Source organism: bacterium 336/3 (assembly GCA_001281695.1).
Classification (GTDB): Bacteria; Bacteroidota; Bacteroidia; order Cytophagales; family Thermonemataceae; genus Raineya.
Genome location: LJIE01000001.1, coordinates 3,932,864 through 3,949,964, shown reverse-complemented (window position 1 = coordinate 3,949,964; position 17,101 = coordinate 3,932,864). Strand labels below are relative to the sequence as shown.

Below are 17,101 nucleotides of genomic sequence, written 5' to 3'. Positions count from 1 at the left end.
TTTTTACCTGATATATTTGTAAAACAAACTCAAAACTCAATCAATATGGCTTGGCAAGAAATTGATAATCAGTTAAAAATGAAATTCTTATTCAAAGATTTTGTACATGCTTTTGGCTTTATGACGCAAGTGGCACTTGTTGCTGAAAAACACGACCATCATCCTTGGTGGGCAAACGTATATAACCAAGTAGAAATTGCTTTAACCACCCACGATGCGGGCAATATTGTTACTGAAAAAGACAGAAAGCTTGCACAAGCTATTGACGAAATTTATAAACTATATCAATAGCCATTATTTTGAAATAACTATTTTTTTTACCCATACAGACTGATTTTTCTGGATATGAACATGATACATTCCAGACTTTAAAACAATATTGGGATTATATAAAGAGCTAAGAACATGAGATTCTTCAAATACAACTTTGCCCATAATATCTGTAATCTTAATATCGTAATCAGATAAATCAGTCTCTAGGGTGAAATTTTGAATACTTGGATTTGGATAAACCTTGAAAGAATCATCTTTTAAATCATTGATTGAGGTGATATTACAAGGATTTCTTACTAAATTGACTCTTTTCCATATTTCATTGCATAAGCCCACAGCAACCAATCCATCATTTCCGTTATTGGTAGGGCTTTCCCCCATTCTGATAACAATAAGTCCTGTACTAGGCGAAATACTTAAAATTTGTCCATCTTTACCCAAAGCTGCATAAATATCAGCAGGAGCATTAGGAAATAAAGCCCCTTGAAAAGTTAGTTGACTTTGAGGGAGCATATAACTGCTTTTTCCATTGAGCCACCATAAATAGCCATAAGAAGGATTCATGGTTTGAGATGTATTTCTTGCTTGATTAAGGTAGTTTAAATCTCCTAAAATAGTTTGACCATTCCAAACTCCATTATTTTGCATCAGAATTCCAAAACGAGCCATTATTCTGGGCTTGCTATAAAAAACGTTGTTATATCCAGATTTAAACCATAAACCTGTAATTCCTGTTTTACTTTGAAGTATATTTGTGGTATAAGCTTGTAAAGTCTGCCCTGTTGCTCCTTCAATTACACCATCCAACAAAGTATAAGGTCCGTTATGATAAGCCCAACGAGTATTGGGTGGAGCAAGATAAGTTAAACAACTAGGTAATGTACAAAAACTGTCACCAGCGTCATTCAACCCAGAACTCATAGAAAGCTGATTTTTAATAGTGATAGCATTTTCTTGAGCTGTTGTACAGCTTGTCCAGCCTGCTCCTAAATATTGAGAAGCTTTATGATTGATAGATAACAGACCATCTTCTTGAGCTTTTCCTATTAAGAAAGAGGTAAGTGTTTTGCCAGCAGAAGCCCAATACCAACTATTATCAGCTGTAAAGCTTCCAAAATACCATTCGACAACAATTTTGCCATCTTTTAATATGATAAAAGCTTTTGTATTTTGAGCAGAAAGATAAGTTTTTAAAGAGTCAAGATTTGACTCACACCAACCAAGACTATTAGGTGTAGTTGTCTCCCAAACATTTGAAGTATTGGGAGGAAAATATAGATTTTGTGAGTGTAGAAGGGATAAACCCCAAAAATAAAGAATAATAGAAAGTAGAAATCTTGCCATAAGTTTTAAATATCTATAAACTTATAGACTAAAAAAGACTCAAAAGGTTTAATCAAGCATGTTGATAATTTTAATCAATTTTTTTTGAATAGGGGCAAAATCTAAAGGTTCTTTAGCAATATACATAATAGCTAAAGAAGAAAGAGGAAATAAATGACTTTGTAAAGGTTCTTTGTTGAGGCGATAAGCTTCTTTAATTCTTCTTCGTACAAGATTTCTATCTACTGCTTTTTTAAAATGTCTTTTGGATACTACAAAAAGAACATGAGGAAATGAGGAATCAACAGTTTCTGTGCTTTTTTTTTGAAATCTAATTTGAAAAGGGTATAAATACAAAGAAGAACTACTCTTACGGAATAGTTCTTGAATGATTTTTTTGCTTCTCAGAATTTCTGATTTAGGAAGGGATTGATTCATAAAAGTACACAACTGAAATTAAATTAGTAATTTATAAAAAAGTTACTATATTTACATTTCGTGTATTTGTACATTAAAGATTATCCTTTATGTCTTTTTTCGTCAGAAACAGTCAATTTTTTTCTGCCTTTAGCTCTACGGCTAGCCAATACACGTCTGCCATTTGCAGAAGCCATTCTATCACGGAATCCATGCTTATTGCGGCGTTTTCTATTCGAGGGCTGATACGTCCTTTTCATAATATGAATATTTTAATTGTTACTAACTGATTTTGAGCCTGCAAATATAGAATATGCAGTTGGAAATTCCAAATTTATTTTTCTTTTTGTAAAAATCGTAACAAAATCTTAACATAAACTACAAACCTATACTAAAAAGAATATATAAATTTGCCCCATCAAACCAAATAACAATATGAAGCAAACCAAACATCTAAAGAAACTATGGATTTTCTGCTTTGTGCTTTTATCTCACTTTGCTTTTTCTCAAGGTGTTACAACAGCCAGCATGAGTGGAAGAATCCTAGACAACAAAAAACAAGCTGTGCCGGGTGCCACAGTTGTAGTGATACATCAGCCTTCAGGGTCTAAATACGGAACGTCCACTCAAGAAAATGGAAGTTTCAATTTACCCAACCTGCGTATTGGTGGTCCTTACACAGTAGAAGTATCTGCAGTAGGGTACAACACTATAAAAGAACAAATTGCAACTTTAAGTTTAGGACAAAATGTGTCAGTAAACTATGAAATGAAAGAAGAAAACAGTGAAATTGTAGGAATTCAGATTGTGAGTAAAAAAGATGCTGTATTTAATGCAGACCGTACAGGTGCTGCAACCAACATCACAAATACTCAACTAATGAGCATGCCTACTATCTCACGTAGTTTTACAGACATGACTCGTCTTGTACCTCAAAGTTCAGGAAGTAGTTTTGGAGGTAGAAATAACCTATTCAATAACTTATCTATTGATGGTTCTATTTTCAATAACTCTTTTGGACTTGCTTCATTGCCTGGTGGTCAGACAAACTCACAACCTATCAGTTTAGATGCTCTTGACGAAATTCAAGTAAACCTTGCTCCTTACGATGTACGTCAAGGTGGTTTTACAGGTGCTGGTATCAATGCTGTAACTCGTAGTGGTACAAATGACGTGAAAGGTTCTGCTTATTACTTCTTCCGCAACAACAATTTAGTAGCTGATAAAGTAGGCGATAACAAACTAAATATCGCTAACTTCGATTATTATCAAGCTGGTTTCCGTTTAGGAGGTCCTATCATTAAGAATAAATTATTCTTTTTCGTAAATGCTGAATTAGAAAAACGTAACGACCCAGTAGGTCAGTTTGTAGCAAATCGTGGAGCTACAGGCTCTAATGTATCTAATGTTAGTGGTGAAGCTGCTGATGGATTAAGTCAGTTCTTAGCAAATCAATTTGGATATAATACAGGAGGTATTGATGGGTATGATTTAGAAACAGAAAGTCAAAAAATCTTAGCTCGTTTGGATTGGAACGTAACCAAAAGCACAAGAGCAAGTTTACGTTATACTTATCTTAAATCTTATAGAGATGTGCCCATGAGTGGTTCTGGCTCACAAGGCGGTAGAAACAATAGTGCTTTATCATTACCTTTCCAAAATGGTAATTATAATATCAATAACAATTATAACTCTATTGTTGGTGAAGTAAACAGTACAGTTGGTAATAAATATTCAAATAATTTAATTATAGGTTGGACAGGCTTCAGAGATTTTCGTGGTTCTAAAGGTGGTATCTTCCCATTTGTTGATATAGAAAATGGAAGTAATCAAACTGCAACTTCTTTTGGTTATGAATTATTTACAGCTAATAACCTTTTAGATTCAGATGTTTTTCAATTGTCTGATAACTTTAATATCTATAAAGGAAAGCATACTTTTACAATTGGTACTGCTAATGAATACTACAAATTCCGTAACGGATTCATGCCTAATTTCTACAGCCGTTACCGTTTTGCTAATTTAGAGTCGTTCTATAACAGTTTACCTGCTGGCACAGCTATTCCTACGGGAGCTGATATTACAGGTACTGCTATGGTAAACCAAACAGGTTTGAGTACAGGTGCAGGCAGACCTACTTTGTTTGGTTATAGATATTCTGCAGTAGAAGAGGAAGTTCCTTTTGCAAGATTTGAGGCAGCTCAAGTGGGTTTATATGTACAAGATGAGTGGAAACCCAATGATAGAATTAAAGTTACTTTGGGTGTAAGAGCTGATATGCCTTTCTTCCCTAAAGATCCTATTGACAATGCTGCCGTAAAAGATTTATTCTTTGAAAACCAAGAACAATTTAATGTTGGTAAATTCCCTGATGCTCAGGTATTATGGTCACCAAGAGTTGGATTTAACTGGGATGTAAAAGGTGATAGAACTTTCCAAGTACGTGGTGGTACTGGTGTATTTACAGGACGTGTTCCTTTTGTTTGGATGAGTAATCAAGCAAGTAATACAGGTGCTTTATTTGGAACAATAGATGAACAAAGTGCTACAGGTGTAAATAGACCTTTCCCTGCAGATGGAAGTCCTTTTGCTTATAAACCTGCCAATACAATTGGTCAAGTTCCTGCAAGTTACGAAATTAACGTAACAACTAATAAATTCCGTTTCCCTCAGGTTTGGAGGTCTAATTTAGGTACAGACTTTACATTTGGTGAAGGTTTAACAGCGTCTTTAGACCTTTCTTTTACCAAAGATATCAATGCAATCTATGTAAGAAATGCTAACTTGGCAGCTCCTATTGGTGTCATTCCTGGTGATGGAAGACCTCGTTATGCGGGTAATACAGGTAATGCAAATCGTATCAATGCTAATATTACAAATGCATTTGTTTTGGATAATAATAGCCAAGGTTGGTCTGGTGCAGTAACAGCTCAAATTCAAAAACAATTTGATGGTGGGTGGTTTACATCATTGGCTTATAACTATGGACCTTCTTGGGATATTAATGCTGCTCAAGCTAGTACAGCATTTAGTTTCTTTACAGGAAACCAGATAGTAAATAACCCAAATAAACCTGAACTTTCGTTCTCTTCTAACCAACAATTACATAGAATTGTGGGTGGTGCATCTTGGAAAAAAGAATATGCTAAATATTTTGCAACTGGTATCTCTGTTTTCATAGAAGCTCGTTCTGGTGGTACATTCTCTTATGTAAGTGGTGGAGATATGAATGGTGATGGTGTAAATGCTAACGAACTAATTTACATTCCTAGAAGTAGAGATGAAATTATTTTAGCTCCTACCAATGCTTCAGATACAAGAACTCCTGAACAAATCTGGAATGAATTAGATGCATATATCAATCAAGATAAGTATTTGAACAATAATAGAGGTAATTTTGCAGAGCGTAATGGTGCAGCTTCTCCTTGGGTATTCAAATCAGATTTGCGTATCACGCAAGATTTTAAATTCAAGAAAAATACATTGCAACTTACGTTTGATATATTCAACTTTACCAATGCTATTTCTTCTTCTTGGGGTGTTGTTAAATCACCTATCAGAACCCAATTGCTTAACTTTATTGGTTACGAATCGCCAAGTGGAAGACCAGTTTATACTTTTGCACCTGTAGTAGATGGCTTGACAGGTAGAAGTAATGTAACATTCCAAAACAATATCAATAATTTTGCTTCTCAATGGCAAATGCAGTTTGGTATTCGTTATATTTTTGAATAATCTATCAAAAATAAGGGTATAGAATTCTAATTTCTATACCCGAATTTTACAACCAAAAAAAAGCAAGTATATGAAGAATTTAAAATATATATTTACTGCTGGAGCTTTAGCAACTTTAGTATTTTCTTGTAGCCCGGATTATCCTGAGCCTCAAGTAAATAAAGCATTAGTTGCTCCTTTAGCAAAAACAAATGCCAATAATGCTAGAATCATGGTATTCAATGCATTGGTAGATTTGAGCCCAGATGAAAACAATCCTCAATCTCGTTTTCAAATAGCTTTAGATGGTACGCCACTAACAAACTTTGATGGAACACCAGCCGTTGTATTTAGTAATCAGTTTCGTTTGGATGGAGCCACAGTGGTACCTTTGATGAGAAAATATCCAAGTGCTGTAACAACCCCCATCGGTCTTGCAGGTGCTTTAGAGCAATCAAGTCAATATGTACCAGCAGCAGCAAACCCTGGTTTTACAGCCGCTAATACAGCATTTACCAATTTTGCAGCTGCTGTGCCTGCTTCTATTTTAAATAGTATAGAGATTACTCCTGCACAACCAGAAAGAGGTATGTTTATTTCAGCAGGTAGAAGAGATATTTCATTCTTAGATGTTGAAGGTGTTTCTTTAAATGCTTTGAGAGTAAATACCAACTTAAATGCAGGAAGTTTAACTACCATATTTTTAAGAGGTAAATTAGGAACAACATCTGGTACAGATGCACAAGGTTCAACCACAATTACAGAAACTATCCCAACACCTACAGGTGCTGCTATTCGTTTTCTTAATTTAGCTTCAGATTTGGGTGAAGTACAGTTACTTACAGCAGATGCAAGTAGTCCTGCTCCATTTAATATCAGTAGAAGACCTATGATTGTTTTCCCTAATGCTCCTACAAATACTCGTTATTCGTTAGACCAAGGAAAAACAGCACTTCAACAAGATTCTTTAAGAGCAACTAGAGATTCTTTGGCTTCTCGTAGAAGATATAATGTTTTGACTAATACTATAGCAGCTACTTCTGCAAGACAAATAAGTGTAGAAAGAACATCTGATGGAACAGCTATACCAGGTTATACTCAAGCATTAACATTTAGCAATTATACAAATATCCCTGCTGGAACTTTCTTATTTAACTTTTATAATTTGAATAGAAGACATACAGCAGCCATTGTAGCTAAAAATATTGGTTTTAACTTTGTTGCAGGTGGTGTATATACTATTGTATTGCATGGCTCTGCACAAGAGGGTTACAAATGTGATATTATCAGAATGAACTAATAGCTCATTTAAAAGTATTATGATAAGAAAAGTACCCAGTTGGGTACTTTTCTTTTTTGTTAAAGCATTTTTCTTTATTTTTGGCTTTTTAGCTTAAAATCTATGAAGTATATTTTTATTTCTATCCTCTATTTATTTCTATCCTCTACTATATCAGCTCAAGATAAAATAGATAGCTTACAAAAGGTTCTTCAAAATAATACAAGAGAAAAAGAAATTGAAACCTTATTAGCCTTGAGTCAAGAATGGCTATTTAAAAATCAAGAAAATGCGTTTAAGTATGCATACATGTCATTACAAAAAGCTCAAACTATCAAATATAAAGCAGGAGAGGCAGGAGCATACAATGCTTTGGGTAATGCTTATTTGTTACGAGCTAAAGAAGGAGATATAAAAGAAGCTCATAAAGCATACAGTAGAACTTTAGATGTTTTGACAAGTACTAAAACTGAAAAAGAAGAAACTGAAAAAGCAAAAGCTATGAGTGGACTTGCCAATGTATATTATCAATGGGGTGAGTATAAAGAAGCTACAGCACTAAATATTACTTCTTTAAAAATTAGAGAGAAATACAATGATGAATTTGGAAAGGCAAGATGCTATACTACAAGTGGTATAATTTATGATGCTTTAGGCGACTATAAGAAGGCAACACTTGAATATACCAAAGCTCTTAATATTTATGAAAAACTTAAAAAGAAAAGAGAAATTGCAGGTATTTTAAATAATTTGGCTGCTTCTTTAAAATTACAAATAGAAACTTCAGAAGAAGGAAATATAGATTATTCTCAAATTGTAGATTATTATAATCGCTCTCTAAAAATTAGTGAAGAGATAAATGATAAGGCAGGAATAGCAAGAATCTTTAATAATCTCGGTGTTTTAGCCCAAAGTCAAAAAAACTACGAAAAAGCTCTGATGTTTTATGAAAAATCCGTTGAAGTTTCTTTGAGTGTTGAAGACAAACAAGGGCTTGCCAGTACTTATAACAATATTGCTAAAGTTTATAAAGAACAAAATGATTTAGACAAAGCTCTTAGATTTTACGAAAAAGCCTTAGAAACAGCGGATGAATCAGAATCTAAATTTGAACTATACATTACACTCAAAGAACGTTCTCTGGTTTATGCAGAGAAAAATATGTTCTCAGAAGCATATTCAGATTTATTAGCTTCCAATGCTCTTAAAAATCAATTGGATGAAGTTGAAAATTTACGTGCAATTACAAGCTTGACCAGTAAATATGAGATAGAAAAATATCAAAAAGAGAATAATAAGTTACGATACGAAGCTGAAATCAAAAGACAAGAAGATCAAATTTTATGGGGTTTCTTAGCTTTTTTATTTGTAATGATAGGCTTGGTAGCAGTATTTTTATATCGCCAAAACCAATTGAAAGAAAATCATAATAAAAAATTGGAAAAGGTAAACCATGAATTACAGGATAAAAACACCGAAATCAAGAAACAAAGTTTAGAGTTGAATCAGCAAAAACAGGCTATTGAAGACAAAAACAAAGAAATAGAAGAAAAAAGTAGAGCTTTACAAGAGAACTTTGGGAAGTTAGCTGAAAAAAATCAAGCTCTCCAAGATAGTATTGTGTATGCAAAGAGTATTCAACAAACTATTTTGCCTACACAAGAGCAACTCAATCTGGTTTTTGAAGACATGATGCTTTATTATCGTCCTAAATCTATGTTGAGTGGTGATTTTTACTGGATAACACAAACCCAAGATTATAGAATACTTGTATGTGGTGACTGTACTGGGCATGGTGTACCAGGAGCCATGATGACTATGATGGCAACAGCTTTACTCAATGAAATTATATTAGCTCATCAAATCTATGAGCCTGCTAAAGTGCTTAATATGATGGATGAAAAAATAAAGCTTTATAAATCAGATAGATATGGTGCAGATGGAATGGATTTGGCTATATTGTGTGTAAATAAACATAAAAAAGAAATTGTATTTGCTGGAGCAAAAATGGGATTACTATATTACCAAGATGGAGTAATGAAGCAAATCAAAGCCAACAGATATGCTATCAGTGGTTTAGTTTCTGAAAATAAACAATTTACACAAGAAACATTAGAATATACAGATTCTATATTATGTTATATGCATTCTGATGGAATCATAGACCAATTTGGAGAAGAAACGAACAAGAAGTTTAAAACAAATCGATTGGAACAAACACTCTTACAAAATATTCATTTGCCACTTGCTGAACAAAAAACACAATTGGGTAAAACACTTACTATTTGGAAAGGAGAGCTTTCTCAAACAGATGATATGATTTTAGTGGGGGTAAGAGTATAAATTATGCAAAAACTAATCAGTTATTTGAGTGTTTATTTGATGGCAAGTGTAAAATTTGCACTCGCTCCTCCTATGGGTTATGGTTTAAAACTTTCACCCATTGAAATAATTATATGCACCATAGCGGGCATGATGACAACAGCTACTATCGTACCTGTTTTGGGGCAAAAACTTATTATCTATTTGCGAAATAGACGTTTAAAGAAAGGAAAACCTATCAAAGTTTTTACGCCCAGAAAACGCATGATTGTAAAAATATGGCAAAAATTTAGTATTTGGGGAATAGCTTTGCTTACTCCTATACTATTTAGCCCTATTGTAGGATGTATTATTGCTGTTTCGTTTGGTGTGAAGAGAAATAAAATTTTACTGACCATGTTTGTAAGTGCTGTTTTTTGGGCTTTGGTAATGACTTTTGGAGTGAATTTCTTTGGAGATATTTTTTTTAAAAAATAATTACACCTTTTTGAACTTTTTTTGAAAAGCTTTAGTTTACACTTTATACTTGGGGACGACCGGTCTTGACAGGCTGAGTTCTTTAAATGTATAAGCACGCCGAGAAATGGGAGTATTCTCGTCAAAATTCCTTCCAAACCATAATAGGCGAGTCTAACTACGCCCTTGCTGCTTAATTAAGTTAGTTAACAGCATTGCATCTCACTTGCACTTTACTCTGTCCTGCAAGTAATAGAGGTGTCAAACTTACAGAGTTAGTGAGTGATTTGTTGCGGATTACTTGCGAAACCCAAGCAACTAAGAAATAAGGAGTCGTTTGTTTTGTACCTTTTTTATTTCCGACAATTGAACAAAACTAAGCGTGTAGAAGGCATTTGAAAACCTTCTCTGGACGAGAGTTCGAATCTCTCCGTCTCCACTAAAAGCCCTTAAAACTATATTTAAGGGCTTTTTTATTGATATGAACCCCTAAATTCAGGCAATACAATTGCCAACAAGTATTTAAAAATAGCCGTTTCATGCATTTCCAAATAAGTTTTATTTGCACCTAAATTTTATAAAGTTTTGAAACTGGTAAAAAGGAAATTTTAGAAAAAGTTACCAGCTAATCACTTACGGATTTAGAAAAAAGTGAAAAAAAGATAAAAATCTTACACCTTTTTAGCAATCCTAAAAATACATAAAAAGCCCTTAGGATTACTCTTCAAGATTTAAAAAATACAATCTTATACTTTTTCTTACACTCCCTAAAAATCAGGGATTCCCTGATGCGTGGAAGTTTTTTATTGCTTAGATTAACAAGAAAAAAAATCTATGGAATTGCTTTATATCTGGATAGAAGAATACAAAAATATCAAAGAGCAAGGCTTTAATTTTAGCTCCAAACACCGTTTTGAGTTTATCCCTGAAAAAGATAAAGATGGTAAAATAATAGGAGGCGAACTCCACCACGAAAACAACCCCAACCATATCGAAAACTTTTTTGGTGAAAACATCACCAATATTACCGCCATTATCGGCGAAAATGGAACGGGGAAGAGTACGTTGATAGAATTTACAATAAATATTTTCGTGAATTCTATTTTTGACGGAAAACCTGATGGAATAATTTGTGTTACAAAACGTAATCAAACAGATGAAAAATATAAAATAGAAGGTTATGAAGAGTTATTAGAAAGTGTAATACTAATAAGTAAACAAGAAACCTTATTTGAAAAGTATTTTCATGATAAAACTAAAGGTGGAGGATTTAGTCTTCCTTTTGCAAAAACTAAAGTGGTAAAAGATTATAATCCACCAGTTTTATTTTACTCTAATATTTATGATGGGAAAAGAGAGTCTTATCTTAGTTCTCATATTGTATCTATTTCTACTAATTATTTGATAGAGAATGAAGTCATACGTTCTCAGGATATTCTAAGACAACTTCTATTTATTGAAGAAAACCCTAATATAAATATAAAATTTAGTTTGCCTAAGGAGTTAGTAATTGATTTTAATCCAATATTTATAAAGGTAAGAATGGCACTTGATAAGGGAAATATTATAGAAAATTATCACACAATACTTTCTAATTATATTTCTAAAAGCTTAACAGATAGATTATGTCAATCTTTGCTCATAATCTTTATAGACTTATTTGAAAATTCTGGCAGTTTTTGGCAAGAGACATTAATACAGATATTAAAAGAATTCCAAGAACAAATCCTCAAAGGAAATTTAGGAGAAGTTACAAAAGCAATCTTGAAAAAATATAAATTAAATTATGATAATAGCCCCTTAAATAAGGAAATAGATGCAATGTTTGAAATAATAGATATTTTAGAGAATGATGAAAAAAGTGGTAAAATCCAGCCCAAAAAACATCAAGGTTTTTCTATTATATATGATATTGGTGATATTTCAAATCGACAGAACGTAAAGAAAATTTTAAAAAACTATCAATTAATCAGAAATAATAAAAAAGGAACATTTTTCTTTATTATGGATTGGCGTAGTTTAAGTTCAGGAGAAAAAGCTCTATTAAACTTATATTCAAGATTTTATAGTGCTGTTGAAGATAAAAAAGAGCTTAAGCCTAATGAATTAATAATTTTAGTAGACGAGGGGGAAACAGGTTTCAACCCACAATGGCAAAAAGAGTATTTAAAGATTTTGATAGATTTTTTGCCTCAGATATTTCCAGATAAGAAAATCCAAATTATTATTACTTCTCATTCGCCGTTTTTGGTATCCAATTTACCCAAAGAAAATATCATATTCTTGAGCAAAAATGAAAAAGGTGAGTGTATGGTTTCTAAACTTCAAGACCGTAAAGAGACTTTTGGAGCTAATATTCATACATTGTTCACAGATTCCTTTTTTATGAAAGGCGGACTGATGGGAACTTTTGCCCAAAAAAGAATAGATGAAGTAATTGCTTATTTAAACAGTGAAGAGTTAGAGGGTTCACTTTTTAAGGGGAGAACACAAAAAGACCAGCAAGATTTAGCTCAAAAATACATTTCTATGATAGGAGAGCCTATTATTAAAAATATGCTCCAAAAACAACTCAACACCAAACGCCTCGAAAAAGTAGAAAGCCATGAGGAACGAATACAGAAATTAGAAGAAGAGTTGGAAAAACTAAAAAAAGACAAAAAATGATACCTATTAGACACCCAAATCTCAATGAATTAGCTCAAAAACATTGGGAGGCGATAAAAAACAGAGATATAACTGCTTTTTCTAAAAAAGACTTTCAAAATGTAGAAAACTGGTTTTTGAACAAAGGTTATACTTTTGAAAACGTAGTAAAAGCAAAGCCTCATGAATTGGATGAAATAGCATCCAAATTACAACAAAAGCAATATCATGTACATATCTCTAAATTAATAGATTTGTATAAAGACTTTGCTAAATTTTCAAGTAACTGGAATGTGAAAGGAGGAGATAAATATAATGCTTATGAACTTGTAAAGGAACTTGGTATGCAAGTTTGTCCATACTGCAATCGAAATTACATCAGAAATCTGCAAGAAAAACGTACTTGCGAATTTGACCATTTTTATCCAAAGGAAGCATACCCATTTTTAGCAATGTCCTTTTACAACCTAATACCTAGTTGTAAAACTTGTAATCAGACATTGAAAGGCTCAAAAGAAATTTCTATAAACCCTTATGATACAGATTTTTTTGAGGAAAAATTCAGTTTCAAACTAAAAATTAAGAAAGCAAGTTTCTATCATGATTCAAAACAGGGGTTTGAGTTAGATTTTACAGAAGTTAAAAATAAACTTCAAGAAAATTTTACAGTTTTTGAAATAGAAAACCTCTATAATCAACATAAAGATATCATTCTAGAACTTATCCAGAAACAAGTGACATATTCTGATGATTACATAGACGATTTATTCAAACGTTATGAAGGTACACTTTTTAAGAATAGAGAAGATGTGTTAAGACATATTGGAGGTAACTATGTTTCTGAAGAAAACTTTCATAAACGTCCACTATCCAAACTTACTCATGATATAGCTGAAGATTTAGGCTTTATTTAAACTTACACCTTGCAGTTTTATCTGCCTCTATCTTTCTTGAGGATATTTGCTTTAGAGCCTAAATCTCGATAAGGGATTTTCTTTACAAATTTTGCATAAAAAAAATCTAAATTTTAGTTTTTTGTAACTTGTTTTTAATTACTTTCACATAAACTACAAAACCCCTTTTCGGCTTTATCATACTTTCCAAAGCCAAAAAAATATAATTGTATAACAAAACAATGAACATTATTTTTTAACCCCAAAAACATTTTCTGATATGAAAAAATTAATTATGTTGTGGTTGCTTTATGCAAACTGCTATCAATTATTTGCACAAAATACTCCTTTGAATCCTGCAACAGAACGTAGTTATTTACTTCAAAATGTTAAAGAAGTTCCAGCCATAGGTACTTGGGGCGAACTTATCTTGCTTAATAATAGCTTTCCTATTTTAGTAAACGCTCAAGGAGCAAGAGAAGCCATCGTAGGTGGTGCTATGATGGGCAAAGGAAAAGTAGTAGCTTTTGGACATGATGGCTTTTTTGATAAAGAAGGCTTAAAAAATACTCAAACAAAACAACTAATCAATAATGCTATTCGTTGGACAGCAAACAAAAAAGACAAACCTGTAATTCTTATAAGAGGTTTAGATGTTTTGGCAGATTATTTGGTAACACAAGGTTTTTCACTTCAGAAAATAAATAATGAAACTGTACTTTCTGCTGAATTATTGAATACCGTAGATGTGATTATATTAAATCCTGATAGATTAAAAACAGAAAATAATGAAATAGAAATCCTAAAAAAAGCCCTCAAAAGTGGAAAAGGTGGATTATTTGCAGGGCTTGGTTGGGGTTGGCAACAATTAAATCCTAATTTAAGCCTTAAAGATGATTTTAAAGGGAATATTTTACTTGCTGATGCAGGAATAGAATGGGGAGAAGAGGCAAGTTATGCCAAAAAAGTCGTTGCAGATGTAGAGCTTGAAGGTATTTTCTCATATACAGACGCCAAAAAGTATGTATTGGCTAATAATTTAGCACAAGCAGATAAGAAAAAATTTGGAAGTGCCTTGAAAAAATTAATGCAAGTATTACCTGCAATCATTCAAAATGAAAAACCATTTGTAATTCCTTCCGATTTCCCAGGGAATGCTCCTGCCAATACTCCAACAGTTACAAAAAATGTTACGATAAACACACAAATTCCTTATTGGCATTGTACTGGATTATATGCACCAGCAGGAGCCATGATTACCCTCATTACACAAAATAACATAAAAACAGGAAAATATAAAGTAAGAATAGGTTCGCATACTGATAAGCTATATGAGGTTAAAGAAAATTGGCAAAGAGTACCAGAGGTAAGTTTAGCCTTTTCATTACAAAAAGGTACTACACAAGTATTTAATCCGTTTGGAGGCATGATTTATATAGAAGTTCCTGAAAAAAATCAGGAAAATATAAAACTAAATATTAGCATTTCAGGGGCAATAGAAGCACCTTTTTTCAAACTGGGGCAAACTTCCATAGAAGACTGGAGAAGCAAAATACGCAATTTTTCTGCTCCTTGGGCAGAAATTGAGGGTGAAAACTTTGCTTTTACTATAGAAAGTGAATATATCAGAAACCTGAACAATCCACAAGAAGTTGCACAATTCTGGGATAAAATTCAAGCTGCCAACAGGGAACTTGTAGCTTGGAAAACAGACAAACCACACAAAATGAGACTTGTATTTGACAGACAAATTTCATTAGGTTATATGCATTCAGGCTATCCTATTATGGCACTCACAGGCAAAGCATACGCAGATGAGCAAGCAAGTATTATTGATATAAAAAATCCGAAAAAATGGGGCTTTGTGCATGAGTTGGGGCATAATCATCAAGAATCTGCTTGGACGTTTGATGGTACTGTAGAGGTTACTTGCAACCTTTTTTCTATGTTTGCTTTAGAAAAAGTAATGAATCTCAAACAAGAAGAGATGATAGATGCCTTAACTCCTACAGAGACAAAAAAAATGTGGGATGAATATACTAAATCAGGAAAATCCTTTGAAAAATGGAAAAAAGAGCCTTTTATTGCTTTGATCATGTATCAACAACTGATCAATTATTATGGTTGGGAAAACCTCAAAAAAGTATTCAAAGTTTATCGCAATATGCCTGAAAAGGAACTTCCAAAAGATAATAAGAGCAAAATGGATACTTGGCTCAAAACATATTCAAATGTTGTAGGGGAAGATTTAAGTGATTTCTTTGATATTTGGAATCTCCCTGTATCTATGGATGCTAAAAACAGCCTCAAAAATTTACCAAAAGCCAATACCAAAAAAATTATGGGTTTTTGAAAATAACTTAAATCTATGATAATTTTGAGAAGTACATGAAAGCAAAATCATCTATTTTCTATCACGGTTGGTATAACACCAATCGTGATTTTTATGATGAACCATTATTTTCTATCATTTTAAAATTGACTTTTTTGTATTTTTACTTCTTTCTTTACTCATTTTCCAAAAAGTCTCCCATAAGAACTTTATCTACATGAGCCATGGTTACAACTTTCCACCAATTAGGGCTGTCATGGTTATCAGGAACAAGATTGTACAATTCTACTAACTCTTTTGTAATATCCTCATTGCGAATAGATACAATATTCATGTAAGGATTATAGTAGTAATCTATACCCTTTTTAGATAGCTCATCACAAAGCCATTTGGTTCTATTAACCATTTTCAAAACTTTTTCTCTTAAACCACTGGAACCATAAGTCATCAAAACCATCCAAATGGCAATAGCACTAGCCCCCGAACGGCTACCAGAGAGAGTTAAATCTGTTTCAGTAAGAAAGGCTTTTTCTTCAGGTTTTAAATACTCAAAATAACCTTTACGTACAATAAACATACCTGTCCCATAAGGCGTTTGAAGCATTTTGTGAGCATCAAGACTTACAGAAGCTATTCTTTTATTGGCAAATGAAAGTTCATTTTCAGCATTGGTAAAAGGATATATAAATCCACCAAAAGCAGCATCTACATGCACTTTATAAAATACTTCAGTTTTATCAAAGATTGAAGTAATCATCTCTATATCATCCACTGAGCCAAACATAGTCGTACCCATATTGGCTACAAAAATGAAATATTTTTTACCATTTTCTTTGGCGGAGATTATTTTGTCTTCTAATACATGAGGTTTAATTTGACGAGTGTTGTTATCTACTTGAAGGGAAACAACATCTATGCCTAAAAGATTGCCTCCTTTATAAATAGAATAATGAGTATCACGAGAGCAGAAAATAACCATCTCGCTACTTTTAGCTTCATAGCGTCTTTTAAATAAGTTTCTGAAAATCCACAAGGCTGTGATATTAGCTTCTGTACCTCCAGAAGCGATGTAGCCATCTTGCATACCAGCTTGTCCTCTCAGGAGCTCCTCAGCACAAATTCTAATAACATCTAATTCAAGCTCTTTTGTACCTTCAAATAAACCACCATTGACATTGAGTGTATGGCAACCCCGATGGTCAGGATTATGAATCATGGAAGTCAAGAAAGGAGCGTTACGCATGTACTTTTTGTCAAAGACTATGGGATCTAAAAAAGAAATAGATGCCCCCATGATTTTATTTTTATCAAAACGAATATTTTTACTAAGAGCCTGATTCACTTTAGAAGTGATAGCTTCTTTTGAGAGCTTTTCCCAATACATCATAAATAAGAATAAGGTAAAATTAATAAACAGTATATTTGCTAGAAATAATTTTGAGAAAT

Annotated in this window: 12 protein-coding genes; 8 read left to right on the top strand and 4 right to left on the bottom strand. The window is 32.8% G+C overall.

What is annotated here, in order from left to right; genetic code table 11:
* Nucleotides 1-45: 45 nt before the first annotated feature.
* A complete protein-coding gene (locus tag AD998_18490; GenBank protein KOY88279.1) occupies nucleotides 46-291 on the top strand; it encodes a pterin-4-alpha-carbinolamine dehydratase in 246 nt (81 codons plus the stop codon).
* Between the two features lie 3 nt (nucleotides 292-294).
* On the opposite strand, the gene AD998_18485 is transcribed toward AD998_18490, so the two are convergent.
* The 3 genes from AD998_18485 to AD998_18475 form a co-directional block, all read right to left on the bottom strand.
* Nucleotides 295-1,617, bottom strand: coding sequence for a hypothetical protein (locus AD998_18485; GenBank protein KOY87858.1), 1,323 nt, complete (start codon nucleotides 1,615-1,617; stop codon nucleotides 295-297).
* Between the two features lie 48 nt (nucleotides 1,618-1,665).
* Entirely contained in the window at nucleotides 1,666-2,034 is a 369-nt protein-coding gene (locus AD998_18480; protein KOY87857.1) for a hypothetical protein, read from the bottom strand.
* A gap of 80 nt (nucleotides 2,035-2,114) precedes the next feature.
* Nucleotides 2,115-2,273 (bottom strand): 50S ribosomal protein L34, encoded by a 159-nt coding sequence (locus AD998_18475; protein ID KOY87856.1) that lies wholly within the window; start codon nucleotides 2,271-2,273, stop codon nucleotides 2,115-2,117.
* 175 nt (nucleotides 2,274-2,448) lie between these two features.
* Between AD998_18475 and AD998_18470 the strand changes: the two genes are divergently transcribed.
* The 7 genes from AD998_18470 to AD998_18440 all read left to right on the top strand — a co-directional run bounded on the left by AD998_18470 (nucleotide 2,449) and on the right by AD998_18440 (nucleotide 15,676).
* Nucleotides 2,449-5,748 carry a hypothetical protein gene (locus AD998_18470; protein ID KOY87855.1) on the top strand — a complete coding sequence of 1,100 codons (3,300 nt, stop codon included), beginning with the start codon at nucleotides 2,449-2,451 and terminating at the stop codon, nucleotides 5,746-5,748.
* Nucleotides 5,749-5,818: 70 nt separating this feature from the next.
* Nucleotides 5,819-7,027 (top strand): hypothetical protein, encoded by a 1,209-nt coding sequence (locus tag AD998_18465; GenBank protein ID KOY87854.1) that lies wholly within the window; start codon nucleotides 5,819-5,821, stop codon nucleotides 7,025-7,027.
* A gap of 102 nt (nucleotides 7,028-7,129) precedes the next feature.
* Nucleotides 7,130-9,349: a hypothetical protein gene (locus AD998_18460; protein ID KOY87853.1), complete on the top strand. Its 2,220-nt coding sequence runs from the start codon at nucleotides 7,130-7,132 to the stop codon at nucleotides 9,347-9,349.
* On the top strand, nucleotides 9,350-9,805 hold the full coding sequence (locus tag AD998_18455; protein KOY87852.1) for a hypothetical protein: 456 nt from the start codon (nucleotides 9,350-9,352) through the stop codon (nucleotides 9,803-9,805).
* 1,890 nt (nucleotides 9,806-11,695) lie between these two features.
* Complete coding sequence (locus AD998_18450) at nucleotides 11,696-12,451, top strand: hypothetical protein (protein KOY88278.1); 756 nt, start codon at nucleotides 11,696-11,698, stop codon at nucleotides 12,449-12,451.
* Complete coding sequence (locus AD998_18445; protein ID KOY87851.1) at nucleotides 12,448-13,344, top strand: hypothetical protein; 897 nt, start codon at nucleotides 12,448-12,450, stop codon at nucleotides 13,342-13,344. Before AD998_18450 ends, AD998_18445 begins: the two co-directional genes overlap by 4 nt.
* Before the next feature lie 259 nt (nucleotides 13,345-13,603).
* Nucleotides 13,604-15,676 (top strand): hypothetical protein, encoded by a 2,073-nt coding sequence (locus AD998_18440; protein KOY87850.1) that lies wholly within the window; start codon nucleotides 13,604-13,606, stop codon nucleotides 15,674-15,676.
* Between the two features lie 154 nt (nucleotides 15,677-15,830).
* On the opposite strand, the gene AD998_18435 is transcribed toward AD998_18440, so the two are convergent.
* Nucleotides 15,831-17,042 (bottom strand): hypothetical protein, encoded by a 1,212-nt coding sequence (locus AD998_18435; protein KOY87849.1) that lies wholly within the window; start codon nucleotides 17,040-17,042, stop codon nucleotides 15,831-15,833.
* Nucleotides 17,043-17,101: the final 59 nt, after the last annotated feature.